Source organism: Agromyces sp. CF514 (assembly GCF_900113185.1).
Classification (GTDB): Bacteria; Actinomycetota; Actinomycetes; order Actinomycetales; family Microbacteriaceae; genus Agromyces.
Map to the genome: position 1 here is coordinate 1,495,748 of NZ_FOZD01000001.1, position 23,575 is coordinate 1,519,322.

At 68.4% G+C, this 23,575-nt stretch carries 19 protein-coding genes; 10 read left to right on the forward strand and 9 right to left on the reverse strand.

Annotation, left to right across the window (positions count from 1 at the left end; translation table 11 throughout):
* The first annotated feature begins 1,225 nt into the window (after nucleotides 1–1,225).
* The 7 genes from BM342_RS06600 to BM342_RS06625 all read left to right on the forward strand — a co-directional run bounded on the left by BM342_RS06600 (nucleotide 1,226) and on the right by BM342_RS06625 (nucleotide 9,730).
* Nucleotides 1,226–2,281, forward strand: coding sequence for a polysaccharide pyruvyl transferase family protein (locus BM342_RS06600; protein ID WP_177232085.1), 1,056 nt, complete (start codon nucleotides 1,226–1,228; stop codon nucleotides 2,279–2,281).
* Complete coding sequence (locus BM342_RS19440; protein ID WP_143109776.1) at nucleotides 2,278–3,153, forward strand: glycosyltransferase family A protein; 876 nt, start codon at nucleotides 2,278–2,280, stop codon at nucleotides 3,151–3,153. The genes BM342_RS06600 and BM342_RS19440 overlap by 4 nt, the downstream gene beginning before the upstream one ends.
* Nucleotides 3,150–4,679, forward strand: a complete 1,530-nt coding sequence (locus BM342_RS06605) for a lipopolysaccharide biosynthesis protein (protein WP_092964629.1) — start codon at nucleotides 3,150–3,152, stop codon at nucleotides 4,677–4,679. The genes BM342_RS19440 and BM342_RS06605 overlap by 4 nt, the downstream gene beginning before the upstream one ends.
* A 369-nt stretch (nucleotides 4,680–5,048) precedes the next feature.
* Nucleotides 5,049–5,750: a polysaccharide pyruvyl transferase family protein gene (locus tag BM342_RS06610; RefSeq protein ID WP_255368756.1), complete on the forward strand. Its 702-nt coding sequence runs from the start codon at nucleotides 5,049–5,051 to the stop codon at nucleotides 5,748–5,750.
* A 117-nt stretch (nucleotides 5,751–5,867) separates the two neighbouring features.
* On the forward strand, nucleotides 5,868–7,919 hold the full coding sequence (locus BM342_RS06615) for a DUF4012 domain-containing protein (RefSeq protein ID WP_143109777.1): 2,052 nt from the start codon (nucleotides 5,868–5,870) through the stop codon (nucleotides 7,917–7,919).
* 92 nt (nucleotides 7,920–8,011) lie between these two features.
* Entirely contained in the window at nucleotides 8,012–8,512 is a 501-nt protein-coding gene (locus BM342_RS06620) for a hypothetical protein (RefSeq protein WP_143109778.1), read from the forward strand.
* Nucleotides 8,513–8,632: 120 nt separating this feature from the next.
* Nucleotides 8,633–9,730: a heparan-alpha-glucosaminide N-acetyltransferase domain-containing protein gene (locus BM342_RS06625; RefSeq protein ID WP_092964633.1), complete on the forward strand. Its 1,098-nt coding sequence runs from the start codon at nucleotides 8,633–8,635 to the stop codon at nucleotides 9,728–9,730.
* On the opposite strand, the gene BM342_RS06630 is transcribed toward BM342_RS06625, so the two are convergent.
* Nucleotides 9,689–10,183, reverse strand: coding sequence for a VanZ family protein (locus BM342_RS06630; RefSeq protein ID WP_255368579.1), 495 nt, complete (start codon nucleotides 10,181–10,183; stop codon nucleotides 9,689–9,691). The genes BM342_RS06625 and BM342_RS06630 overlap by 42 nt on opposite strands.
* 68 nt (nucleotides 10,184–10,251) lie before the next feature.
* Here BM342_RS06630 and BM342_RS06635 point away from each other — a divergent pair, with 68 nt between their 5' ends.
* Nucleotides 10,252–12,048: a glycoside hydrolase family 15 protein gene (locus BM342_RS06635; protein ID WP_092964634.1), complete on the forward strand. Its 1,797-nt coding sequence runs from the start codon at nucleotides 10,252–10,254 to the stop codon at nucleotides 12,046–12,048.
* Here BM342_RS06635 and BM342_RS06640 read toward each other — a convergent pair.
* Nucleotides 11,988–12,464, reverse strand: a complete 477-nt coding sequence (locus tag BM342_RS06640) for a VanZ family protein (RefSeq protein WP_092964635.1) — start codon at nucleotides 12,462–12,464, stop codon at nucleotides 11,988–11,990. The two genes, BM342_RS06635 and BM342_RS06640, sit on opposite strands and share 61 nt — an antisense overlap.
* Before the next feature lie 241 nt (nucleotides 12,465–12,705).
* On the opposite strand from BM342_RS06640, the gene BM342_RS06645 reads away from it, so the two are divergent.
* Nucleotides 12,706–13,953, forward strand: a complete 1,248-nt coding sequence (locus tag BM342_RS06645) for a hypothetical protein (RefSeq protein ID WP_143109779.1) — start codon at nucleotides 12,706–12,708, stop codon at nucleotides 13,951–13,953.
* Between the two features lie 49 nt (nucleotides 13,954–14,002).
* On the opposite strand, the gene BM342_RS06650 is transcribed toward BM342_RS06645, so the two are convergent.
* The 7 genes from BM342_RS06650 to BM342_RS06680 all read right to left on the reverse strand — a co-directional run bounded on the left by BM342_RS06650 (nucleotide 14,003) and on the right by BM342_RS06680 (nucleotide 22,409).
* A complete protein-coding gene (locus BM342_RS06650; RefSeq protein ID WP_092964637.1) occupies nucleotides 14,003–15,304 on the reverse strand; it encodes a UDP-glucose dehydrogenase family protein in 1,302 nt (433 codons plus the stop codon).
* Between the two features lie 50 nt (nucleotides 15,305–15,354).
* Entirely contained in the window at nucleotides 15,355–17,049 is a 1,695-nt protein-coding gene (locus tag BM342_RS19825) for an Ig-like domain-containing protein (protein WP_092964638.1), read from the reverse strand.
* Between the two features lie 128 nt (nucleotides 17,050–17,177).
* Entirely contained in the window at nucleotides 17,178–18,362 is a 1,185-nt protein-coding gene (locus BM342_RS06660) for a glycosyltransferase family 4 protein (RefSeq protein WP_092964639.1), read from the reverse strand.
* Nucleotides 18,359–18,907 (reverse strand): acyltransferase, encoded by a 549-nt coding sequence (locus tag BM342_RS06665; protein WP_092964640.1) that lies wholly within the window; start codon nucleotides 18,905–18,907, stop codon nucleotides 18,359–18,361. Before BM342_RS06665 ends, BM342_RS06660 begins: the two co-directional genes overlap by 4 nt.
* Nucleotides 18,908–18,911: 4 nt before the next feature.
* Nucleotides 18,912–20,225 carry a wax ester/triacylglycerol synthase domain-containing protein gene (locus tag BM342_RS06670; RefSeq protein WP_092964641.1) on the reverse strand — a complete coding sequence of 438 codons (1,314 nt, stop codon included), beginning with the start codon at nucleotides 20,223–20,225 and terminating at the stop codon, nucleotides 18,912–18,914.
* Nucleotides 20,222–21,205: a glycosyltransferase family 2 protein gene (locus tag BM342_RS06675; protein ID WP_092964642.1), complete on the reverse strand. Its 984-nt coding sequence runs from the start codon at nucleotides 21,203–21,205 to the stop codon at nucleotides 20,222–20,224. Before BM342_RS06675 ends, BM342_RS06670 begins: the two co-directional genes overlap by 4 nt.
* Complete coding sequence (locus BM342_RS06680; RefSeq protein ID WP_092964643.1) at nucleotides 21,189–22,409, reverse strand: glycosyltransferase family 4 protein; 1,221 nt, start codon at nucleotides 22,407–22,409, stop codon at nucleotides 21,189–21,191. The genes BM342_RS06675 and BM342_RS06680 overlap by 17 nt, the downstream gene beginning before the upstream one ends.
* 272 nt (nucleotides 22,410–22,681) lie before the next feature.
* Between BM342_RS06680 and BM342_RS06685 the strand changes: the two genes are divergently transcribed.
* Nucleotides 22,682–23,530, forward strand: coding sequence for a hypothetical protein (locus BM342_RS06685; RefSeq protein WP_092964644.1), 849 nt, complete (start codon nucleotides 22,682–22,684; stop codon nucleotides 23,528–23,530).
* Nucleotides 23,531–23,575 lie beyond the last annotated feature (45 nt).

A 23,575-nucleotide genomic window follows, 5' to 3' on the forward strand; every position in this document is an offset into this window, starting at 1 on the left:
CGAGCATCGCTGCTCCAGAGTTATAGAGGTGTTCGTATGGCAGCACCACCAATTCCGCAGAGCGAATAGACGTCGCGAGTTCCTCATCGGAGAGCAGCCTCGGGTCCACGTCGAGCCAGGGCTCACGGATTGAACTCTGCACGAGTGACTCGACTAGTACGGCATCGTCCGAAGGCCCTACGATTCTCAGTCGGATCTGGCTATACGGTTGAGCGTCTCGAACTACGTCGACAAGGTGCTCGAGCCCTTTGTAGCGTCGTATATGCCCAAAGTTCACGATGAGGCCCTCATGCGGAGCGATCTCCGGGTAGCTGCCGAAGATCGGAGCGTAATCGCCATGGGGGATCACATAGACTGGGCCATCGACGCTCGTCGCATCGATTGGATCCATCGCAATCCATGCTGTTGTCATCGCATCAAGGCGACGACCCAGCCGCTGACTCGTCTTCGACCACTTCTCGTGCGGTTCGAGGTTGTGCAACGTTCGCACAATCGGTTCACGAGTCAACCGGAGCCTCGCCACTAGGGCTGAGGCAAGGACCGTTTTCACCAGACTCTTGAGTGGCGATGTTTGGCTTCGTATGAGGTGTTCCGGCCAGTGCATGTGCAGAATGTCGTACTGCCCGAATATCGCCCGGTGCCAGGAGAACTCGAGTGGTGAGACTCCATCAGGCAGCGATTCGGCCAGAAGTCGTACGTAAGGGTTCGTTCCTTTACTCCAGATGACAGATTGCAAGACTCGAACCTGTGCCGAGGCGTTCGAAGGTGGCGATCCAGCGAGTTTCATAGGACTTCAGTATGTGGTGGCCCAGCGCGGCGACACGGCATTCAGTTCGCGTGCTTTGCTAGATTCGAGGCGCGCGGCTGGTTCGCAGCCCGGGTCATTCATGGGGGATGAAATGGCGTGTGTAGTTAGTAGGGCCAGTCGGCTCGGGGGTCGGCGGTGCACGGGGTTGACAGCAGGTCGAGCGACTCAATCTGGTACCAGCTCGGACTCGGAGTATGTCCGCCGAACGCAAACCGGAATCAACTCGCCGCTTTGCGGCCAGAACTAGCTTCGCGAATCTGCTCACCCAAGGGGGACGACGTACGTGGCTAAGTATCTGGAGGCAGCGTCTGGCTGTTCTCGTAGGTTCTGGTCTAGGCGGCGTTCCTCGGTATTGAGCGCTCGATCGGCCTGCTGGATCGGGAGCAAGACCGGAGTACCGTCCACGAGGGAGCGCTCGTGTTGAGCACGAGTGATGTCGCGTACCTGAAGACCTTGCAGGGAAGCACCATCGAGACATTGAAGCGAGCTATCGGCAGCCCCGCGACAAACGTTGCCATCCTCGATGTACCGAATCAGCGCAATGTCGGTGACTCACTCATATGGGCAGGTGAACTCGCATACCTTGAGAAGCTTGGCCTGCGAATCCGCTATATAGCCGACTCCCGCGGGTACCACCCAGGCGACCTGCGGGCTGCAATGCCGGAGGGAGTGGTGCTCCTGCATGGTGGCGGAAATTTCGGAGATCTATGGCCGACCCATCAATTGCATCGCGAGCGGGTCGTGACCGAGCTGCAAGAGTTTCGCGTCGTTCTCCTGCCCCAGTCCGTGTACTTCGGTTCGCGCGAGGCAGCGGCGCGGGCCAACTCAGTGATGGGCGCGCATCCCGATTTCACGGCTCTATTGCGAGACCGAGAGTCAATGGATCGCGCCAGGGTCGACCTTCCTGACGTTCGGATTGAGTTTTGCTTCGATATGGCGTTTGGTTTTGAGCCGCGGGGGTTCTCAGTTGCGAGAGCAGACAGAGTCGTAATCATCGGACGGCGAGACCACGAGAGTTCCTCCGGCTTGGCCGAGGTCCCCAGCGACTGGCTCGGCATGTCGAACTTGGTGCTCACCGACTGGGGCCCGATCGGCGGTGCGGCAGGCTTGCGGTGGAAGATTGACCGGGCAATCGTGAAGCTAGACGCCACTCTCATGAGGTTCAGCGGCAAGCCAAGCCTTGCGCGGCTGAATACTCTTCATCGACTGGCTGAGCGGGCGATCCACGACATAAATGCGCTAAACATCGCGAATGCGCTGCGTTTGTACGCGGGTTCACAGCTCTTGGTCGTGGATCGACTTCATGCCCATGTTCTCGCTGGCCTCCTCGGCATCAATCACATCGCGCTCGACAATAGCTATCGCAAGATCGGTTCTGTTTTCGACGAGTATTCGGGCCATCTTTCGACTGCGCACTACGCAACAAGTCTCGAGGCCGCCCGAATGAGGGCGAAAGAATTGTTGGTTGAATGATGCTCGCCTTCGTCACATCGCTGCGGCACCCGCAGAATTCCAACGACTATTCACGGGTTGAGGCTCTGTTGGCCGAAACGCTCGAATCGGTCACTCGCCAAAGCAACCACGAGTTTGTGGTGATAGTGGTTGGTAATAAGCGCCCGGCGTTTGAGCTTCCTGAGCGTGCCTACTTCGTCCCGGTTGACTTTCCGCCGCCAGCGCCGCCGGATGGGCCACGGACCGCTCGTGCACCGTTCGTGTGGGACAAAGGCACGAAGATAGGTATCGGTCTGGCTAAGGCGCGCGAGTTCAGGCCAGATCACGTCATGATTTTCGACGCCGACGATTTTGTGCACTCGGGGATCGCTGAGTACGTAACCGCGCGTCCGGGGCATAGAGGCTGGGTCATTGATCGGGGTTGGAAGTATTCGCGCGCCCGAAACGCCTATCGCAGACAGGCGAAGTTCAATCGCACGTGCGGGACCAGCTTTATTTTGCCGTTTGAGGCCTACGGGGTTCCGGAGAGTCTGGCGATTACGGCGAGTCAGCAGATGGTGGCAGATGCCTTTGGCGAGCGACTTGAGACGATCCTCGGGGCGCACCATGATGCCCGGGAATGGCATGCGGCACATGGCCGGGTACTAGAGCGATATCCGATGAGGGCTGCGGTCTACCAAGTAGATACTGGTGAGAATCACTCCGGCACGGCTATGAAGGGCGTCGCACACCCACTGGATCGAAAGTTCATCGATGAGTTCGGGGTGCGGCCGCAGATGGGGGCCGCCATCCGGGTTTGGCGATCGATCGGCCCCGTGGCGGTGTTCCAGACAGGGATGATTGCACTTCAGCGCCTTTCCGCGGGAGTCAAGCGTGCATTCGGGGCGAGATGACAAACGCCGATGGCTTAGGGCGCAAGGCGTCTCAGTCAATCGGCTGGGTACTCGCCGAGCGGTGGTCGTCGCGGTTGATTACACTCGCGGTGTTCGCCACGCTTGCGCGCCTTCTAGAACCAAGCGAGTTCGGTCTGATTTCTCTCGCAACTTCGATCATTGCGGTGCTGCAGGTGTTCGTCGATTCGGGGTTCAGCAAGGCGCTTATCCAGCGGCGCGAGCTCTCGCCAAAGGATGCCTCAACTGCGTTCTGGACGTCCATTGCCATCGCCTTGTCCATTTACGGGCTTCTCGCCCTGACGGCAGTACCGGTGGCGTCGGCGCTTGGCGAACCTGAGCTTGCGCCTGTCCTCTACGTGATGGGGTTAGTGCTGCCGATCGGTGCGCTTTCGGGAACGCCAGCAGCGCTTCTTGAACGCGAGTTCCGCTTCAAGTCGCTCTCGATCCGTCAGTCCGCGGGGACCTTCGCCGGCGCTATGGTTGCCATTCCGGTCGCGGTACTGGGGGGCGGCGTGTGGGCGCTCGCGTTGCAATCGCTCGCAGCGGCAATCGCGGCGGTTGTCACCCTGTGGGCTGCCTCGGAATGGCGTCCTCGATTCGAGTTCTCGATTTCATCACTTCGCGGTCTCTGGAAAGTGGGCTCGAGCGTCCTGGGTATCGAACTATTGGACGCGATCCAGTCGAACATAGACAAGATCCTGATCGGCGTGTTCTTCACATCCAACGAGCTCGGCTACTACTACCTCGCTCAGAGGATCGGAACAATTCTCATCGAGCTTGTGACTTCGGTAATTGCGCGCATATCGCTCACCACGTTCTCTCGAGTGCAGGACGACCTTCCGCGGCTCAATCGCATCTTTCGGCAACTCACGTTTGCGGCTGCCGCCGTGAGCTTTCCGTTCTTTGCTTTTGTCGCCGTACTTGGCCCGCAACTCGTGCCGTTGCTGTTTGGCCCCGGGTGGGAAGCGGCCGTGCCGCTGATGTGGATACTTGCGCCGGGCTGGGCATTCGGGACGATCATGTATTTCGATCGACCCGTGATGCTTTCGACCGGCCACGCCCGCGCTGCGCTCGGGCTTGCGGCCCTGCAGGCGGGGCTTGGTATTGTCGCGGTCTTCCTGTTGCTACCTCTCGGGATCGTCGGCGTCGCGCTCTCGAGGCTTTCGCGGGTCCTCACCTGGCCATTGCGACTAATGCTGCTGCACCGATATATAGGCTTGCGAGTCTGGAGTTACCTCGGTCAGGTTGCGCGATGCGGGGTCGCGATCGCTCCTCCTATAGTGGCGATAGCGCTGCTTCAGACCACAACGTGGGCGAACGTTGCGGGCGCCGCCTGGGTATTTGCCTTGCCAGTCGCGCTCGTCGGGGGAGCCGTCTATGCCGCCTTGCTCTGGTTGATCGCGGGTGCTGAGAACCGCGACGTGCTCCGACGAGCCGCAGCGCCAGCAGCCAGCTATGTATCAGGGCTAGGCGGTCGTCGCCATCGGCGCGAGTCCAAGGCCGATGGTCAACTCGGTGACCAGTGATCCAGATGTCGACATCGGTAACGGGCACGGGTGGCAGTGGGGAGGAATGTAGCGCTTGGGCAACGTAGCTATCCGAAATACGGTCCCAGCTTTGTTGCGCATTTGTGTGGCGCTTTCGAAGGCCGCGCGGCGGGGTAATGATTGGGCATATCCGGTGCTCAGGGCGACTTGGTTTCGCGCCGCAGTATCGGCGGCGGGGGTATTGGGGACGGCCCGGATGATCGAGGTGCGACATTGACCGTTGAGTTATATGCCTGGCGGCCCAGGTTGCCACTAGTGAACGTTCCATTGCTTCGTCGAATCCGCGGGCGTCGTCGGCATAATTTTGGAGACGAGCTCGGCCCAATCGTTGTTCGAGGTGTGCTCGACATGCTGGGCCTGACTGAAGACGCTGCTTCCGGTAAGCACGAGCGATTGGTCACGGTGGGTTCCGTTCTGCACTTTGCGAAACACGGCGACCACATCTGGGGGTCCGGAATAAACGGCAAGGTGGCAAGACCCCTGCGAGTTAAGGGTGGCGAACTAACAATTCATGCGGTCCGCGGTCCACGGACTCGCCGATACCTGATGGATCACGGCCACGACGTTCCCTCTATCTACGGCGACCCCGCGCTGCTGATTTCGCACGTGGACGAACGATTTCGACTCGCTGGGGCCGAAAAGCAGCGTCAGCTGCTCGTTGTCCCCAACCTCAATGACATGCCGCGTTACCGTAGCCATCCGCACGCGATCTCGCCGTTGGCTGACCCGCTAGAGGTCGCACGACTTATCTCTTCAAGCGAGTTCGTCGTTGGTTCCTCTTTGCATGCGATGGTCTTGGCGGATCTGTTCGGTGTACCTTGCCGGCCGTTGATGTCTGCCTACGAGAACAACTTCAAGTACGACGACTACTACCTAGGGACGGGTCGCGAACTTCCAGAATTTGCGCGGGACGTTGAGCACGCCATTCGTCTAGGCGGCATAGACGGGCTGGTATTTCGCCCAGAGCCAATTCTGCGAGCATTTCCGCACGAACTCTTTCGCGCAGGAGGGGAGCGAACGTCGGAGTTCACTCCAGGACCAATCGAGTGAACGAGGCATGGGTGAGTCAATCGGGGTTGGTCCGGGCAGCGAGGCCCGAATTCAGCGACGCGCGACTTGGCACGTGCCTGCTTCATCCGCGCGCTGCACCGGGCTACGCTCTTGATCGTGACGCCGTCTTCCGGGGGTTCGGAGTCGTCGGGTCGGAACCATGGGGATGGCGCATCCGACCGGCGCCATGAGTCGAGCCGTTCCGGCGACTCGCACCATTCGAGTTCGAGTCGTTCGCACGGCTCCGGCTCCGGGGCGGGCCGATCGCACGGCTCAGGTTCGGGCTCCGGCTCGAGTTCGGGCCGGTCGCATGGCTCCAGCTCCGGCCGGTCCGGCAGCTCGCGCTCGAGCTCCGGCCGCTCCCACCATCACGGCTCCAGCAAGCGGCGAAAGCAGCAGCGCCGCAAGCGCATCATCACCTGGACGATCGTCGGCGTCGCCGGCCTGCTCCTGTTCGCCGTCGCCTGGATCGGCATCCGCGGGTTCCTCGCGGTCGGCGAGCTGCAGGCTGCGGTGCCGCTGGCGAAGACGGTGCAGAAGCAGTTCGTCGCGGGCGACGCCCAGGCGGCGCAGCGGTCGGCCGACGAACTCGCCGCGCACGCGGCATCCGCTGCCTCGTTGACGGGCGATCCGATCTGGCGCGGTGCCGAGGTGCTGCCGGGCGTCGGCCCGAACCTCGAGGTGATGCGGGTGCTCGCGGCATCCGTCGACCGCATCTCGCGTGATGCGGTGGTGCCGCTCGCCGCGACGGCGGGCTCGCTCGGCCTCGGCACGTTCGCGCCGGCAGGCGGGGCGATCGACCTGCAACCCATGATCGACCTCCAGCAGCCGGTGCATGCCGCCCGGGTGGCCTTCGACAGCTCGGCCGCGGCCCTCGCGACGCCGAGCGTGGCAGGCGCCTCCGTGATCGGCCCGCTGGCCGAAGCCCGCGACGAACTCACCGCGATGGTCGACGAGGCGGGCGGCACGGTCGTGGGCTTCGACAACGCGGTGCACCTGCTGCCGCCGATGCTCGGCGCCGACGGCCCGCGCGACACGCTGCTGCTGTTCCAGAACAACGCCGAACTGCGTTCGCTCGGAGGCATCCCGGGGGCGTCCGCGCTCATCCATGCCGATGCCGGCACGGTCTCGATGACGCAGCAGGCCTCGGCACGGGATTTCCCGGTCTACCCGTCGCGCGTGGTCGACATGCCGGTCGAGACGCGTGCCCTGTGGGGCGAGAACACGGCGCGGTACATCCAGGACGTCACGTTCACCCCCCAGTTCCCGCTCGCGGCGACCATCGCCCGCGAGATGTGGAAGCGACAGTTCGGCACCGAGGTGCAGTCCGTGGTCTCGGTCGATCCGGTGATGCTGAGCTACCTCCTGAACGCGACGGGCCCCGTCACGATCGCCACGGGCGAGCAGCTCACGAGCGAGAACGCCGTGCAGGTCCTCTTGAGCGACGTCTATGCGAAGTACCCCGTGCAGCAGCAGGACGCGATCTTCGCGGATGTCGCATCCCGCGTGTTCTCGGCCCTCACGTCGGGCTCCGCCGATCCGCAGAAGCTGGTCGAGGCGCTCGCGAAGGCGGGCTCTGAGCGCCGCATCCTGGTGTGGAACGCGGATGTCGACGAGCAGGCCGTGCTCGCGGGCACGGCGATCGCCGGCGGCCTGCCCGAGAGCACGGCGACCGAGCAGGCGTTCGGGGTGTACCTGAACGACATGACGGGTTCGAAGATGGACCCGTACCTGAAGGTCGAGCTCGGCTCCGGGGTCATCACGTGCCGCAACGACGGCCTGCCGAACTACGACATCGTCGTGAAGCTCACGAACACGGCGCCGGCGGATGCCGCGACGAGCCTCCCGTCGTACGTCACGGGCGGCGGCGTGTACGGCACGCCGCCGGGCTCGATCACGACCTCGGTGCACGTGTACAGCGCGCAGGGCACGTACAACCTCGGCGTGCTGCTGAACGACGAGCCGGTGGGGTACCACCCGACCTCGGATACCGGCTACACCCTCAGCAAGGTCGTCTCGACTCTGGCGCCAGGCGAGAGCGCCGAATACCGGTTCGGATTCCTCGGCGGAACATCGGGAGAGAAGCTTACTCGCCTCGAATCGACGCCACTCGTTTACACGCCCGACACATTCGGGGTCGCGCTCTCATGTGATTCTCCCCTAAGGTGAGCAGGTGTCGCCTTTCGGAAGGGCGGCACCTCTGGGGGGTTCCGAACGAGGGGTTCCTCGGTGCTCATGAAGCATACGGGGGTAACGCAATCATGTTCCGAAAGATCCTTGCAAGCGTCGCCGTGCTGGCGGCCGTGCTCATCGCCGCGCCGGCTGCGGCACAAGCGGCCGAAGGCGCCGGCTACACCGGTCAGGGCACCAACGTGACCTTGACCGTCGGCGAGGTCGGCACGATGACCTTCAGCGGTCTTCCGCCCAACACGCCGTCCACCGCGACCGCACCCGATGCGGTCACCCTGGCCGTGTTGAAGGCCGCGACCGCCTCGAGGGCGACGGATGCCTCGGGCACCGTGTCGTTCCAGGTCTCGTCGAACACGCCGGGCACGTACACCATCACCGATACGGCAGGGGAGTGGGTCGCCACCGGCACGTTGACCGTCGTGCCGGCGGATTCCGCGAGCACGGGCGGCATCGCCTCGACCGGCTACGACGCCCCGGTGCTCTGGATCTGGATCGCCGGCGGGGCACTGCTCCTCGGTGCCGCGCTCGTCGTCGTGATGACCACGGTGCGCCGGGCACGCCAGCAGGACTGACGCCGTCGGTCCGCAGCACGACCTGTCTGCGCGTCGTATGCTGCGGGAGCCCGGATCCCAGGATCCGGGCTTCCGTCGTGTCTGCGCACTGACACGATCGGATGACTCCAACATGGCCTCATGAGCACGGCAGGCGGCGCAGCGGCGCGGGTGATCGGCGTCGACGCGGCCAGGGGCCTCGCGCTCATCGGCATGTTCGTCGCGCATGTGGCGCCCGTGGTCGACGACGCGACGACCATGACGCTCATCGGCATCGCCGACGAGCGGCCGCGACTGCTGTTCGCGTTGACCGCCGGCATCGGGCTCGGCTTCATCTCGGGAGGCGTGCGACCGCTCGAGGCGCCGGGGGAGCGCGGCGTCCTGCGGCGTCAGATCGCGATCAGGGCCGTCATCCTGATCGCGATGGGGCTGCTCATCGCCGCCACGCTGCATCCGCTCGTGTTCATCATCCTCGACGTCTACGGCGTCGCGTTCCTGCTCATGCTGCCGCTGCTCTTCCTGCCGCCGCGCGTGGCGCTCGTGGTCGGCATCGGTTTGCTCGCGGTCGCGCCAGCGCTCGCCGAGATCGCGGCCCGCACGCCGTTCGTCGCCGCCGCCCGCGAGGGGGCGCTGCGCATCCCGGTCGACTGGGCCGTGAGCGGCGCCTATCCGGTGATCGTGTGGGTGCCCGTGATGCTCATCGGGCTCGCGCTGGCGCGACTCGACCTCGGGTCGCGCACCACGGTGTTCCTCACCGGACTGATCGGCGCGGCCGTCGCATGCGTGCTGCTGCCCCTCTCGACCCTGCTGCCTTCGCCGTTCATGGTCGCGGATGCCGCGTGGTCGGTGCCGTTGCGTGCCTCACTCGAGACGCTCGCCAACACGGGCGTCGCGGCCGCGCTGGTCGCCCTGCTGCTCGTGCTCACCGGATTCGTCGCGCCGGCCGCGCGCCGCGTCGCCGTCGCCGTGACATCGCCGGTCGCCGCGATGGGGTCGATGCCGCTCACGGTCTACACGCTGCATCTCGTGGTGATCGCGCTCGCCGTGCGCACCGACCCCGCATCGGGCACGATCACGGACGACTCGTGGCCGCTGCTCGTCGGACTCGTCGTCGGGTCGATGCTCTTCGCCTGGCTCTGGCGGAGGTACGTCGGGCGCGGACCGCTCGAGATGCTGCTGCGATGGGCGAGCGGACGTTCACGCCGGCCCGCGACGCCCGACCCGGTGACCGGCGGCTGACGTCACGGCCGCGAGCGCCACGCCGAGCAGGGCACCGAGCGTGTTCGCGACGACATCCGAGACGGTGGAGACCCTGGAGGGGATCGCGAGCTGCACGAGCTCGATGCAGGTGCTGCCGAGGCATCCGGCCACGACGATCGCCCAGGGCCGAACCCGCGGGAACGCGAGTCGCGACGCCAACCCGATCGGCACGAACAGGGCGACGTTCGCCGCGAACTCGAGCACCACCGCGGTCTCGCCGAGCGGCAGTCCCAGGTCGGCGAGCGCGTGCGCCGCCCACCAGACGATTCCCGTCACGCGGGAGGCGTCGTCCGCAGGCAGGAACACGACGAGCGCCACGAACACGAGGTAGGGCACGAGCACCACGCGGGCGGCCACGAGCGATCGTGGACGTCGCACGGGCGGAGCTGCGGATGCCGCGGCATCCGTCGTGCGCGTCGCGTTCTCGTCCACCCGGCCATGCTAAGCGCGGTGCAGCGACCGGCGGGGACAGAATGGGGGCACCGACCGACGGAGGCCCAATGCCCGCGCCCATCGAGGACTACGCGATCATCGGCGACTGCCGAACGACGGCGCTGCTCGACCGCGAGGGATCGATCGACTGGTACTGCCCGCCTCGGTTCGACGCGGCATCCGTCTTCGGGGCACTACTCGGCGGGCCCGACCAGGGGCGATGGCTCCTGCGGCCCGACGACGCCGAAGCCCTGAGCACCCGTCGGTACGACGGCGACAGCTTCACGCTGGTCACCCGATGGACGTGCATCGACGGCGAGGTCGAGGTCACGGAGCTGATGCCGACGGGGTCGGGCCGGCACGACGCCCGCAGCGACGTGATCCGACGGGTGCGCGGCATCCGGGGATCCGTGACCATGCGGCAGGAACTGCGCGTGCGCTTCGACTACGCAGCGACCCTGCCCTGGATGCGCCAGCTCGGAAGCCACGAGGCGCCCGCGCTCGTCGCCATCGCGGGCCCCGACGCGCTCGTGCTCCGCGGGCCGCGCCTCACCGCGCACGGTCGCGCCCACCACGGCACCTTCGCGGTCGCCGCAGGTGAGACGGTCGACCTCCGCCTGACCTGGTTCCCGTCGCACCTCGACGTGCCGGAACCGCTCGACGTCGATGCGGCGATCGCGACCACGGACGACTGGTGGCGCGACTGGATCGGCAACGCGACCTGGTTCGGCGCCTACGACGACGCCGTGCGACGATCGCTGCTCGTGCTCCGCCTGCTCACGCACGAGGACACGGGCGGCGTGGTCGCCGCGGCGACCACGAGCCTGCCCGAGGAGTTCGGCGGGTCGCGCAACTGGGACTATCGCTACGTCTGGCTGCGCGACGCGTCGCTCACGCTGCAGGCGCTCCTGCGTCACGGCCTCGTCGTCGAGGCGGAGCACTGGCGCCGATGGCTCGTGCGCGCCGTCGCGGGCGACCCGGCCGACGTGCAGATCATGTACGGCGTCGCCGGCGAGCGCCGTCTCCCCGAATGGCAGGCGGCCGAGCTGCCCGGCTACGGCGGTGCGTCACCCGTGCGCGTCGGCAACGCCGCCGCCGAGCAGTTCCAGGCCGACGTGTTCGGCGAGGTGCTCATCGCCCTCGACGCCGTTCGCCACGACGGCTCCGACGACGACCGGTTCGCCTGGCCGCTGCAGCGCGCGCTCCTGGGCGAGGCCGAGCGGCGACTCGATCGCGCAGACTCGGGCATCTGGGAGATCCGCGGGGCCGAACGGCACTTCACGCACTCGAGGGTCATGCTCTGGGCCGCCTTCGACCGGGCCGTGTGCGCGGTCGAGCAGGACGGACGCGACGGGCCGGTCGAGCTCTGGCGCGACATCCGGAACACCCTGGCCGAGCGCATCGAGCGCGGCGGATTCGACGACGGGCTCGGCAGCTACGTGCAGGCCGAGGGATCGGTCGAGGCGGATGCGGCGCTGCTGCAGCTGCCGCAGGTCGGATACGTCACCGCCGACGACCCGCGTATGCTCGGCACCGTCGCACATCTCGAACGCACCCTCATGCGAGACGGGCTGCTTCGCCGGTACCGCACCGAAGCCGAGATCGACGGCGTCGAGGGCGACGAGAACGCCTTCGTCGCCTGCTCGTTCTGGCTCGTGGAGCAGTACGCCCGCAGCGGACGCCTCGACGACGCCGAACAGCTCATGGAACGACTGCTCGGCTACGCGAACGACCTCGGCCTGCTCGCCGAGCAGGTCGACCCCGTCACCGGACGGCAGGCGGGCAACACGCCGCAGGCGCTCTCTCACCTCGCGCTCGTGCGGGCGGCCGACGCGATCGCCGTCTCGCGCCGGCGGAGGCCGTAGTCGATCGCGACCACGATGCCCGCGCCGAGCCCCGCGCCGAGCGTGTTCGCCAGGACGTCGCGCACATCCGTGGTGCGGCTGGCCAGGAGCAGGTGCTGCGCGAACTCGGCCAGGCCGCTCAGCACGAGTCCGATCGCGAGCGCGATCGCGACCCGCTGCAGGCCGGAGCGGCGCGATCCCACGGCCACCAGCAGGCCGAGCGGCACGAAGAGCGCCATGTTGAAGGCGAACTCGACGTACGGGTAGCTCGCCCAGGCAGGCACCCCGAAGAGCGCGATCGCCTCGAGCAGCGGCCCGAAGTCCACGAAACCGCCCGCGCCGTCGATGTGCACCGGCCAGAACAGCACGAGCGCGAGCGCCGCCCCGTACGCGATCGCGAGCCCGAGCCGCAGCCGATGCGAAGCCCGCCTGGTCATCGGTCAAGACTAGTGCGAGCGCGTGTCGGCGAGGTTTCCGCGCGACGATGGGCCGGATGTCTCGGGTTGCGGCGCCCGATCGGCGTCGCGGGGAAGACGCGCGATCGTAATGACGAGTTAATGCTCCCCGACTAGCGTCGAATTGTCGCACAAGGGGGCTCGCGCGACAGCGTTCGGTGATCGGCGCAGGATGCCGGCACGGCATGCGCCGCGGGTCCATCCGATGATCGGAGTCAAGCGCATGACGAAACCCATCTCACGACGGACATTGCTCACCGGTGCCGCGATGCTGGCGCCCTCGGCGCTCGCGGCCAGCGCCTACGTCGATCCGCTGCTGCCGGTCTTCTGGCGCCCGAGCACGGCGCAGCCCGCAGCCGTGGAAGGCGCGGTCTCGGCCACGACCGTCCGGTCGTTCGGGCCGAACGGAACGCACTGGCCGACCCACACGCCGAAATTCGGCGCGAAGTTCCAGACCGTGATCGACGTCGCCTGCGACTGGACGGCGATCGGGCGCGCGATCGCCTCGGTCACCGATGCGCAGATCGTGTCCGGTGTGCACATCCGCATCGCTGCCGGAACGCTGCCGGGGTACGGGGCGTCCTCGGGGTCGGCGGCCGCACTCAAGGGGGTCGGCCGCGGCACGGCGTCGAAGAACATCCTCGTCTCGCCGAAGGGAGCATGGGGCTCGGTGAAGGTCGCTGACTCGGCCAGGCTCGTCGGCGTCAAGGGCGTCACGTTCGCCCGGATCAACGGTCGGTTCATGCTGCTCACCGACTGCACGCGCACCGCGTGGGCGCAGTCGAAGGTCTCGCACGGGTTCCGCATGACCTCCTCGAGCGGCGTGCTCGAGGGATGCTCGGCCCATGAGGTCGTGATGGCCGACGCGAAGGTCGACATCAACGATCCGTTCGGCTACGCCGCGGGTTCGAACTCGGTCATCAAGAACTCCCTGTGGGAGGGCTGCTATTGCGCGCCCGTGTTCCGCCCGAGCGGTGCCTCGGACCACATCGACTCGCTGCAGATGTACGGCAACGGCGCGTACCGCGGCCTCACGATCCGCGACTCGACGTTCTTCGGCGCGCTCAACAGCGCCCTGCAGGTCGGCGGGGCGAAGCCCCAGGACCCGGACCTCGGCACGCCCTTCCTGACGCTCGACCACACCATCCTCACGGCGCAGGTCTTCGCGATCCGCGCGAGGTACCCGCTGCCGGGGAACGCGCAGGCCCCGAGCATCGGCCAGGCGATCAACGGCAGCGGTGAGCCGAACCAGCTCTACGCCAACGACTCGTACGTCTTCGGCTCCATGTACGACACCAAGTGGGGCTCGGTCACGAACAGCTTCACCTCGTACGACAAGGCCGCGTCGAAGAACGTCGCCGGCGAGGGCGGGTGGCAGGTCGACCGGGCCATGAGCTCCTACGGGGCGGCCTGGTTCGACGCGCAGACGCCGACGCCCACCGACGCGTACCTCGCGCGCATCTGGGCGTAGGCGCACGACCGATCGGGGCGCCGCTCGTCGAGCGGCGCCCCGATGCGCGTCAGCGGCGGCCCATGCCCGTGTACTGCCAGCCGGCGGCCTTCCAGGCCGTGGCGTCGAGCGCATTGCGGCCGTCGATGACGGTCGTCGCGCGCGAGATCGACTTCACGTGCGCCGGGTCGAGTTCGACGTACTCGGGCCATTCGGTGACGAGCACCACCAGGTCGGCATGGCGCAGGGCCTCGTCGGAGGTCGAGGTGTAGAGGAGCTGCGGATGCCGCAGGCGGGCGTTCTCGGTGCCCTCGGGGTCTGCCACGACGACGTCGGCGCCGAGGCCCTTGAGCTGTACGGCCACGTCGAGGGCCGGGGAGTCGCGGACATCGTCGGAGTGGGGCTTGAACGTGACGCCCAGCACGGCGACCTTCTTGCCGAACGGCGCACCGCCCAAGGCGTCGACGGCCAGTTCGACCACACGGGTGCGACGACGCAGGTTGATCGCGTCGACCTCCTTCAGGAACGCGACCGACTCGCCGCGGCCGAGCTCTTCGGCCCTCGCGGTGAACGCCCGGATGTCCTTCGGCAGGCATCCGCCGCCGAAGCCGACTCCGGCGTTGAGGAACCGGCGGCCGATGCGGGCGTCGTGGCCGATGGCGTCGGCCAGCTTCGAGATGTCGGCCCCGGTGACCTCGGCGATCTCGGCCATCGCGTTGATGAACGAGATCTTCGTCGCCAGGAAGGCGTTCGCCGAGACCTTCACGAGCTCCGCCGTGGCGTAGTCGGTCACGATCCGCGGGGTGCCGGTGCTCAGTGCCGTCGCGTAGACCTCGTCGAGCACGTCGGCCGCGTGCTCGTCGTCGACGCCGTAGACGAGCCGGTCTGGCTCGATCGTGTCCTTCACGGCGAAGCCCTCGCGCAGGAACTCGGGGTTCCACGCGAGGCTCGCGCCGGTGCCCGACTCGGCGATCCGATCGGCGAGCCTGCGGGCGGTTCCCACGGGGACCGTCGACTTGCCGACGACGAGGTCGCCCTCCTTCAGGTGGGGCAGGAGCGCCTCGATCGCAGCGTCGACGTACTTGAGGTCGGCGGCGTGGCCGTCGGCCGACTGCGGGGTTCCGACCGCGATGAAGTGCACGGTCGCGTCGGCGACCTCGGCGATGTCGGTCGAGAACCGCAGGCGGCCGGTGGCACCTGCCGAGGTGAGCACCTCGGGCAGGCCGGGCTCGAAGAACGGCGGACGTCCGGCCTGCAACGCGTCGACCTTCACGGGATCCACGTCGATGCCGATCACCTCGTGGCCGAGCTCGGCCATGGCCGAGGCGTGGACGGCTCCGAGGTAGCCGCATCCGATGACGGACAGCTTCATGTGTGGATCCTCTCTTCGATGAAGACTCGGTCGATGCGCTGCATCCGGTCTCAGTTCCGGACGGCGATCGTGACCGGCGCACTGGTGCCGACGTTGCCCGCGGCATCCGTCGCCCTCGCCGTCACACCATACGCACCGTTCGGGTACTTTCGCGAGTCGAGGACCGCTCGCCACGTTCCGTCGGCCTGTCTGGTCGCGTTGCCGAGCTTCGTGGTGCCGGCGTGGATCGACACCGTAGTCACGCCGACGTCGTCGCTCGCTTCGATCACGACGGGCACGAATGCGCCGGAAACGGAGCTGCCCGAGACCGGCGAGGTGATCGTCGCCACCGGGGCGGTGCGGTCGGGCGTCGGCGTGGGCGTCGGCGTCGGCGTGGGAGTGGGCGTCGGCGTGGGAGTGGGCGTGGGAGTGGGCGTCGGCGTGGGCGTCGGCGTCGGCGTGGGCGTCGGCGTCGGTGTGGGCGTCGACCCGGACGGCACGGAGGACAGGAGGTATCCGAAGTACTTCCCGGCAACCGGCCTCGTCGGGTCGCCCGAGAAGACGTGCCCGCGGGCTGCCGCTGCGGCCGCCTGAGCCCTGATGATGGCGATGACCTGGTCGGTCGAGCGCCCGTCGCAGGGGCCGAACGCGTAGCACGCGACGACGACGCCGCTCGCGGCGCCCGTGGCCATGCTCGTGCCGGTCGCGACGTAGCCGTACCGGTTGCCCTTCTTCGTCGTGTACGGACAGACGCCCGGCGCGGCGATCGTGTGGGCCTGGTCGGCCGCGCTCACCGCGTAGTTGGTCGACACGGCGTACGCGTCGTCCTTCGTGGTCACGCTGCACGGCGCGGTGCCGAGCCCTCCGGGCTTCCCGTCGAAGTCGGCCATGTTCGTCACGACCAGCACCTCGTCGAAATTGCCGGGGGAGTAGAGCGCGAGGTCTTTGCCCGAGTTGCCGGCGCCCGCGACGATCGAGATGCCGTCGTCGGTCAACGCGCACACGGCCTGGTGCACGGCGTCGCCGTTGGTGCGACCGCAGTTCCCGTCGTCGGAGCCCGAGTAGGCGATGCTCATGTTGACCACGGCGATGTCCTTCGCCGCGGCGTTCTCGGCCACCCATTCGAGGCCGCAGAGCAGGGACTGCACGGTGCCGAGCAGGTCGTCGCCGAGCACGCGCACCGAGTGGATCGGCACTCCCGGCGCGGTGCCCACGATGCCGGTCGTGTTGTCGATCGCGCCGAGCACGCCCGACACGCCGGTGCCGTGGCCGTCGCCGTCGGCCGCGGTGCCGGTCGGCATGCAGTTGACCGCCGTCGCGAGGTTGAGGTCGGTGTGCGTGCTCACGCCCGAGTCGATCACGGCGACGCCCGGACCGGTCCACGTGCCGACGCCGTCGCCCGCCTTGACCGGCGGCTCGTCGGCCTCGACCGCGCCGACCGCGGGCGGCACCGTCTGGGCGAGCGCCGTGACCGGCTCGTCGGCCATGAGCCCGATGACCGAGGCATCCGTCGAGAGCGCCGCGGCCTGCTCGGCCGAGAGCGTGTCCGAGAATCCGGCGAAGATCGCGTCGTACAAGCGCGTGGGCGTGGCACCCGTCGAGGAGATCGCCGCATCGCGCGCGGCGACATCCGTGAACGTCACCGTGTAGGAGCCCGCGGGCGGCGGTTCGGCAGCCGAAGCCGGCGCGACGAAGAACGCCGTCGCGCCGAGCACGGCGGCCGCGAGACCTGCGAGCACGGCGACGCGGCGACGAGTGCGCTTCATGGAAGGCGGCGGGGATTCGAGTGCTGACATCGGTTCCTCGGTTCTGTCGTGTGCTGCGGGTGGATGGCGGTGCCGGCACCGCGTCGCCTGGCGGCGAGCGGGTCGGTCGCAGGTCTCGGAGGACGGCCTCAGCGATCCACGGGCACGGATGTCTCGGGCGCCGGCTCGGGCACGCGCTCCGGATCCCGCACCCATCGGTACGCATCGACCGTGCGCCGGGCGATCGCACCCCAGTCGAGCCGGTCGAGCGGAGCGCGGTCGGAGCGGGGGATCGCGGCCCACTCGAGGGTCCGGGCGAGCTCGTCGCCGTCGAACTCGCCCTCGTAGCACCTGACCCATTCGGCGCCGACCTGCTCCTGCAGTTCGCGCATCGCGCCGAGGGCGGGCACCACCACCGGGCGATCGGCCGAGAGGGCGAGGATCGCCGATCCGGAGTTCTGGATGGCCCGGTACGGCAGCACGACGACGTCGGCCGCGCGGATCCACGCCATGATCGCGGCATCCGACTGGAAGGCGAGGTCGAGCACCACTCGAGGGTCGTCGGCCGCCGCGGTGCGGATCTCGGCGGCGAGCTGCCCGCCCGCCGGCTTGCCGGCGATCACGAGCCGGAGGTCCGCGTCGCTCTCGACGACCGTGCGCACGAGCTCGGGGATGTTCTTGTAGCTCCGGATCATGCCGACCGAGGCGACGACGGGCGCGTGGGAGCGGATGCCGCACTCGGCGCGGGCCTCGTCGCGCGGCAGCGTCACGTCGTAGTCGAGCCGGTAGTGCCCGTGCGGCGTGACGGCACCGGGGCGGTCGGCCAGTTCGGGGTAGGCGTCGCGGGCCGCGTCGAGGCCGCCCGCGCTGAGCGACAGCAGCCCGTCGACCTCCCGCGCGAGGAGACGACGGTGCATGGCGCGCAGCCCAGGGGTCGAGCGCTGCTCGTGCGAGGCGACGTTGTGCACCGTCCAGACGACCTTCGTGCCGTTGCGCAGCCTGGCCACGCGAAGGCCGGCGCGGAAGAGCGTCATGCGCGCGAACACCCTCCACCGGCGACCCGTGAGGAACGTGAGCTCGGGCCAGTGCAGGTGCACGATGTCGATCGGCTGCGTGAAGAGGCGCACGTACGAGAGGTCGCGCACCGTGTGCCCCTCGGCCGCGATGGTCGTGGCGAGGCGGGCGTTGTACGGATTCGCGTGCGCCGTGCGGAACGCCGGCTCGGCCTCGATCACGAGCGGCCGCTGCGACGCGCGCGGATCGTCGTTCACGCCGGTGGTGGCGTCGACCCCGATGCTGCCGATGCTGCGGTCCGCCTCGGTTCCGCCGGTCATGCCGACATCACCTTCAGCTCGGCTCGCGGGCGCTCGCCGATGACCTTCGCGGGCACGCCGCCCGCGATCGCGAGCGGCGGCACGTCGCGCGTGACGACGGCGCCGGCCGCGATGACCGCGCCCGCTCCGACCGTGACGCCCGCGAGCACGACCACGTTCGCCCCGAGCCATGCCCCGTCGCCGATCACGATGTCCTGCTCGATCTTGGGCTGGTCCATGATCGCGACCTCGCCCTGCTCGATGCCGTAGTTCGACGCCGTCAGCGTGACGTTCGGCGCGAACAGGCACTTCTCGCCGATGTCGATGCGTCCGGTGCTGTTGCCGGCCCAGATCACCGAGTGCTCGCCGATGTGGCTGCCGGCGCCGATGCTGATCCGTTCGGCGTTGCGGAACGACACGTTCGGCGCCATCGAGACGCCCGCGCCGAGCTGCAGGCGGCGCACCTGGCGCACGTGCGAGTAGCTCGAGAAGTGCGCGAGACGCAACGCGTGCGCGTACGTTCGCAGGTCGAGCAGGGACTGGGCGACACCCGAGAGCTTCGGCATCCGTTCACCTTCCGACCGTCGTGGGCACGCCCGAGAACGACGCTGCGATCGTGGCGATCACCGCGTCGACGTCGGTCGTCGCCCGTGCGGTGACCGAGATCGAGAGCGTCCTGCCGTACGAGCACGAGAGGCAGGCGAGGTCGTCGCGAGGATCTCCGGCGGGCCAGCCGGTGACCGAGCGGACGGGGGCCTCGCCGAAGAACCGCTGCCTCGGTCCCCAGGTGATGGAGGTCGCGTACCCGCGCCAGTCCGGTGCCCCGAGGTCGCGAGGGGAGCGGTCGTCGACCGCCGCCTGCACCTGCGCCCGCACCGACGGCACCACGAGTTCGAGGGGATCGGCCGTCGGCACGGTCACCTTGACGACGCTGATGTGGTTGCGTGCCGCGTCATCGGTGCGCGAGCGACGAGAGATCGGCACGAGCAGCGACACGGTCTCCGAATCGGGTTCGAGCATCGCCACCGCGCGCAGCGTCGCCGCGACCGTCAGGTCGTGCACGGTGCCGCCGAGTCGGTAGGCGAGCTTCGTCGCCTGCGGGAGGTCGACCTCGACGTACCGGGAATGCCGGGGCACGAGCAGGCGCTCCGCCTCGCCGGAGGCCACGATCGCCCGGTTCTTCAGCGGGCGGATGACGCGTCCTCCCCACCTGCGGAGCCGCCGCGTGAAGGGCTTGCGCCAGTACTCGTGCCAGGCGCCGGCGAATCCGTCGCGATCGGCGAGCCACGCGCGGCCGGCGATGGCGAGGATCCCGAAGCCGGTGCGCGGCGGCACTCCGACCGCCGCGCGCTCGTCGTCGGTGATCGCGGGCAGGAGCGACGAGGGTGCGGTGCCGGCGACGACGTCGCCGATCTTGAGCCCGAACAGCGCGTCGCCGATGACGTGGTGGTACCTGGCCACGATCGCGACCCGACCGCTGTCGAGCTCGACGACCAGGAAGTCCCACAACGGACGGGAGAGGTCCATCGGGCCGTTGAGCCGCCCGGTGAGGATCTCCACCCGGTTCGGATCGTCGGGTTCGATGTCGGGATGCAAGGTCACGTGCGCTGCGATGTCGAGGTCCTCGACGGGCACCCACGCGGGCGTCGTCAGGCGGAGCGGCGTCGGTGCGAGCCGCTGGCGCATCGCCGGCACCTGCCAGGTGAGCGCCGCGAGCCTGGCCCGCACCCCGTCGAGGTCGATGGAGCCGTCGGGCCCGCGCAGGTGCTCGCCGTCGAGCACGAGCGCGGCGGCGGCGATCATCGACTCGAACGCGATGACGTTCGCGACGTACTTCTCGTCGAGCGTGCCGATGAGCTCGGCCTTGGTCGCTGGTCCGCTCATCGCGTCCTCCGGGGGTCTCGGTCGATCGGGGCGTCGAGCGCCGACTCGAGCGCCGACTCGAGCGGTGGACCGACGTCGGCGTCGAGCGGGGTCGCCGTCGGCGGGTGCTCGTCGACGAACGTCGAGCCGTCGAGGCGCATGCCCGCGCCGGCGAGGAACCCCCGGGCGATGCCGCGCAGCATCGCGCGGTCGGCCTTGCCGTGGCGGGGGTCGCGGAGGTGGCGCAGCGCGCGCCCGCCGGTGCGCTTCAGGAGCACGGCGAGCGTCGCGAGCCCGACGCGGAAGCGCAGGCGGAGGAGCTTGTTCGCGAGGGCTCCGAGACCGAGGCCGTAGCCGTGGTGCAGTTCGGTGTACGACTCGCCCTGGCGCGTGTTCATGTGGTGGATCGTGCACGAGGGATCGTGGACGATCGCGTGGCCCGCGTCGAGGATGCGGCAGAACATGTCGAGGTCCTCGGCGCCTGCGAGGGTGCGTCCGGCCCCGAGCACCGGGTCGAACCCGCCGAGGTCGAGCACGAGTTCCCGCCGGAACGCCATGACCGCGCCGTGTCCGGCGTCGATGCCCTGCACGGTGCGGGTGAACCGCTTCGGGAGCGCGCCCGACTCCGTGCCGATGAGCGTGTGGTCGAGCATCCGCCCGGTGACGGCACCGACCTGCGGGTCGGCGAAGTGCTCGAGCACGGGGTCGATCCAGCCGGTGACGGCGACGCAGTCGTCGTCGGTGAAGAGCACGAGTGGGCGCGTGCTGGTGCGCAGGCCCAGGTCGCGGGCGATCGAGAGGCCCTTGACGTCGCTTCTCACGTACGAGGCGCCCGACGCCGTCGCGGCGTCACGGGTCGCGAGGTCGTCGGAGGCCGAGTCGACGACGAGCACCTCGACGTCGCGAGGAACCGACGCGAGGATCGACTCGAGTGCGGCACCGAGCATCGTGGCACGGTTGCGCGTGCAGACGATGACGGCGAGATCACGCGGCGTCGGCACTCACGCCCCTGTTCGTCGAGCGGGCGTCGGAAGGCGACCGGTAGGCGTCGATGAGGCTCTCGGCGGCCGCGGCCCAGGTCAGCTCGGGCGCGTGGTCGAGGGCGGCGCGGCGCAACCGCGCGAGGGTCGGGGGGTCGCCGTCGAGCAGGTCGAGATGCGCGGTGAGGGCGGCGACGTCGCCGGTCTCGTGCACGAGGCCGTGCACGTCGTGTTCGAGCATGGCGCCCGCCGCCGTCGAGACGAGGGGGACGCAGCCTGCGGCCTGCGCCTCGTAGGTCACGAGCGCGCTGCCCTCCTCGATACTCGGCAGGAGGAGCACGTCCGCGCCGGCGAGCTCGTCGATCGGCGAGCTCGTGACGCCGCGCAGCTGCACGCTCGGGTGCGAGAGGCGGTCGCCGAGCACGGCGAGGTACGGCTCGTCGACGACGCCGAACACGAGCAGCCTGCCGTGCTCGCTCGCGGTCGAGGCGAGCCAGGCGTCGAGTGCGAGATGCAGGCCCTTGCGCGGCTCGACCCGCCCGAGGAACACCGCGGTCAGCGGGGCGCCGGCGACGTCGTCGCGTCGGACTCCGCCCAGCGGCGTGCACCCGTACCGGTGCCGTCGGAGCCGCGACGGCTCGAATCCGCGGTCGAGGAAGGTCGTCGCGACGGCATCGGACGGCACGAGCAGCGCGGTCGCCGTCGCCCACTCGCGCTCCTCGGTCGCCAGCCGAACCGGGTCGGCCGCGTGCGACGAACCTGCGCGCGGCGCGAGCCCGAGCCTGGCCGACTCGGCGGCGACGACCTCGTAGGCGTGCGCGGTGTGCGTGTTCGGCACCTCGCGGTACGAGCGGATGCCGCGGGCCCGCGCCGCCTCGATCGTGCGCGTCGCGGCGAGCGGCCACACGTGCACGACCTCGTGAGGGATCCGCGCGACGGCACGGGCGGCCACGCGGTCGTGCCAGGCGAGGGCGCGGTCGCGCCCGAGCGCACGATGCGGGATGCGCCGGCCGGCGACCTCGAGCGAGGTCGTCACCGACGTGAGCCCGTCGACGGGCCGGGCGACGCTCGCGGCGACGAGGTGCACGTCGTGACCGGCGCGCACGAGTTCGTTGACCTGGTTCCAGGCCGTCCAGCCGATGCCGGGTGCGCCGAGGGCATGCGGAAAGCTGTAGAGGATCGAGATGCGCTCGCCGCCTCTCGCCGCCGTACTCGTCGAGCCCATAGAGCACCCCCGTGACGCAGACCTGTGTCCTTCCAACCATCGAGGTCGCGTGCTGAGGGCACAACGGAATGCGCCGCTTTGACTCGCAGAGTTAACAGGCGCGCAACAGAAAACGGGGGCGCCGTTAACACCCCGGCCGCACCATGAACGTGACGAAGTGTTCCTCGAAATGCTCTTCTGCGACGGCGCACCGGGTTCCGAGAAATCGGCATGGGGGGCACCCGCAGAATCGTGGGTCGGACCGGGTCCGCGAGCATGAGGGAGACGAACACATGGAGACTCCGAAGTACCTGCAGACGCTGTGGAGCTACAAATGGCTGCTCGCGTTCGGACTGGTCGTCGCCGCGGTCGCCGCGTTCTTCGCGGGCTTCAGCGTGACGAACGGCGAGATCCAGTCTCGCGCGGTCAAGTCGTACACGGCGAGCACGACCGTGCTGGTCACCAGCCCGAACGACACGCTCTTCCAGTCGCAGGTGCCGGGTCAGCAGGTCGAGGAGGGCGTGACGGCGACCGAGCCGCTCGACCTCGCCTCTGCGACGCAGATCTACGCGTACCTCGTATCGGGCGCGGAGGTGCGCTCGGAGGTCGAGGCCGCCACCGGCCCGCTCGACGAGGACACCGAGTCGATCACCGCGATCCGCCGCACGACCCAGCCGGCGGGCGATGAGCGCTTCCCGGGCTCGCTGAAGCTGCCGGTGCTCCAGATCGTGGGCACGGCGGCGACCGCTGAACGGGCCGAGGAGCTCAGCGCGACCGCCACCGACGTGTTCCTCGACTACGTGAGCGCGCAGCAGACGGCCAAGCAGATCGCACCCGAGAACCGCGTCGAGCTCGAGGTGCTGAACTCGAGTGCAGCGGTCGCCGTCGAGACGGGCAACCCCGCCATCCCGATCGTCGTGACCGGGTTCGCGGTGTTCCTCGGGTTCGTGGCACTGGCGTTCGTGCTCGCCGCGATCCGCTCGAACCGCGGCAAGCGCAGCCGCTCCCGTCGTCGGTCCCGCGTCGCGACGCCCGCCGGTGACGGCAGCATGCCCGTGGCGGAGACCGGGAGCGTCGAGGTGATCGAGACCGCGGACGAAGACGACCAGGTCCTGGTCGGCGCCGGCACCCGAGCGGACTGAGCGCGGCCATGAGCGTCGCTCACGGCGTCCCGAAGGGGGACACTG

What these genes read in the sequence shown, in the direction of transcription:
- BM342_RS19440 (WP_143109776.1), top strand. Translation starts at nt 2,278, where the DNA reads ATGATGCTCGCCTTCGTCACATCGCTGCGGCACCCGCAGAATTCCAAC.
- BM342_RS06605 (WP_092964629.1), top strand. Translation starts at nt 3,150, where the DNA reads ATGACAAACGCCGATGGCTTAGGGCGCAAGGCGTCTCAGTCAATCGGC.
- BM342_RS06610 (WP_255368756.1), top strand. Translation starts at nt 5,049, where the DNA reads ATGCTGGGCCTGACTGAAGACGCTGCTTCCGGTAAGCACGAGCGATTG.
- BM342_RS06620 (WP_143109778.1), top strand. Translation starts at nt 8,012, where the DNA reads ATGTTCCGAAAGATCCTTGCAAGCGTCGCCGTGCTGGCGGCCGTGCTC.
- BM342_RS06625 (WP_092964633.1), top strand. Translation starts at nt 8,633, where the DNA reads ATGAGCACGGCAGGCGGCGCAGCGGCGCGGGTGATCGGCGTCGACGCG.
- BM342_RS06635 (WP_092964634.1), top strand. Translation starts at nt 10,252, where the DNA reads ATGCCCGCGCCCATCGAGGACTACGCGATCATCGGCGACTGCCGAACG.
- BM342_RS06640 (WP_092964635.1), bottom strand. Translation starts at nt 12,464, where the DNA reads ATGACCAGGCGGGCTTCGCATCGGCTGCGGCTCGGGCTCGCGATCGCG.
- BM342_RS06645 (WP_143109779.1), top strand. Translation starts at nt 12,706, where the DNA reads ATGACGAAACCCATCTCACGACGGACATTGCTCACCGGTGCCGCGATG.
- BM342_RS06650 (WP_092964637.1), bottom strand. Translation starts at nt 15,304, where the DNA reads ATGAAGCTGTCCGTCATCGGATGCGGCTACCTCGGAGCCGTCCACGCC.
- BM342_RS19825 (WP_092964638.1), bottom strand. Translation starts at nt 17,049, where the DNA reads ATGAAGCGCACTCGTCGCCGCGTCGCCGTGCTCGCAGGTCTCGCGGCC.
- BM342_RS06660 (WP_092964639.1), bottom strand. Translation starts at nt 18,362, where the DNA reads ATGACCGGCGGAACCGAGGCGGACCGCAGCATCGGCAGCATCGGGGTC.
- BM342_RS06665 (WP_092964640.1), bottom strand. Translation starts at nt 18,907, where the DNA reads ATGCCGAAGCTCTCGGGTGTCGCCCAGTCCCTGCTCGACCTGCGAACG.
- BM342_RS06670 (WP_092964641.1), bottom strand. Translation starts at nt 20,225, where the DNA reads ATGAGCGGACCAGCGACCAAGGCCGAGCTCATCGGCACGCTCGACGAG.
- BM342_RS06680 (WP_092964643.1), bottom strand. Translation starts at nt 22,409, where the DNA reads ATGGGCTCGACGAGTACGGCGGCGAGAGGCGGCGAGCGCATCTCGATC.
- BM342_RS06685 (WP_092964644.1), top strand. Translation starts at nt 22,682, where the DNA reads ATGGAGACTCCGAAGTACCTGCAGACGCTGTGGAGCTACAAATGGCTG.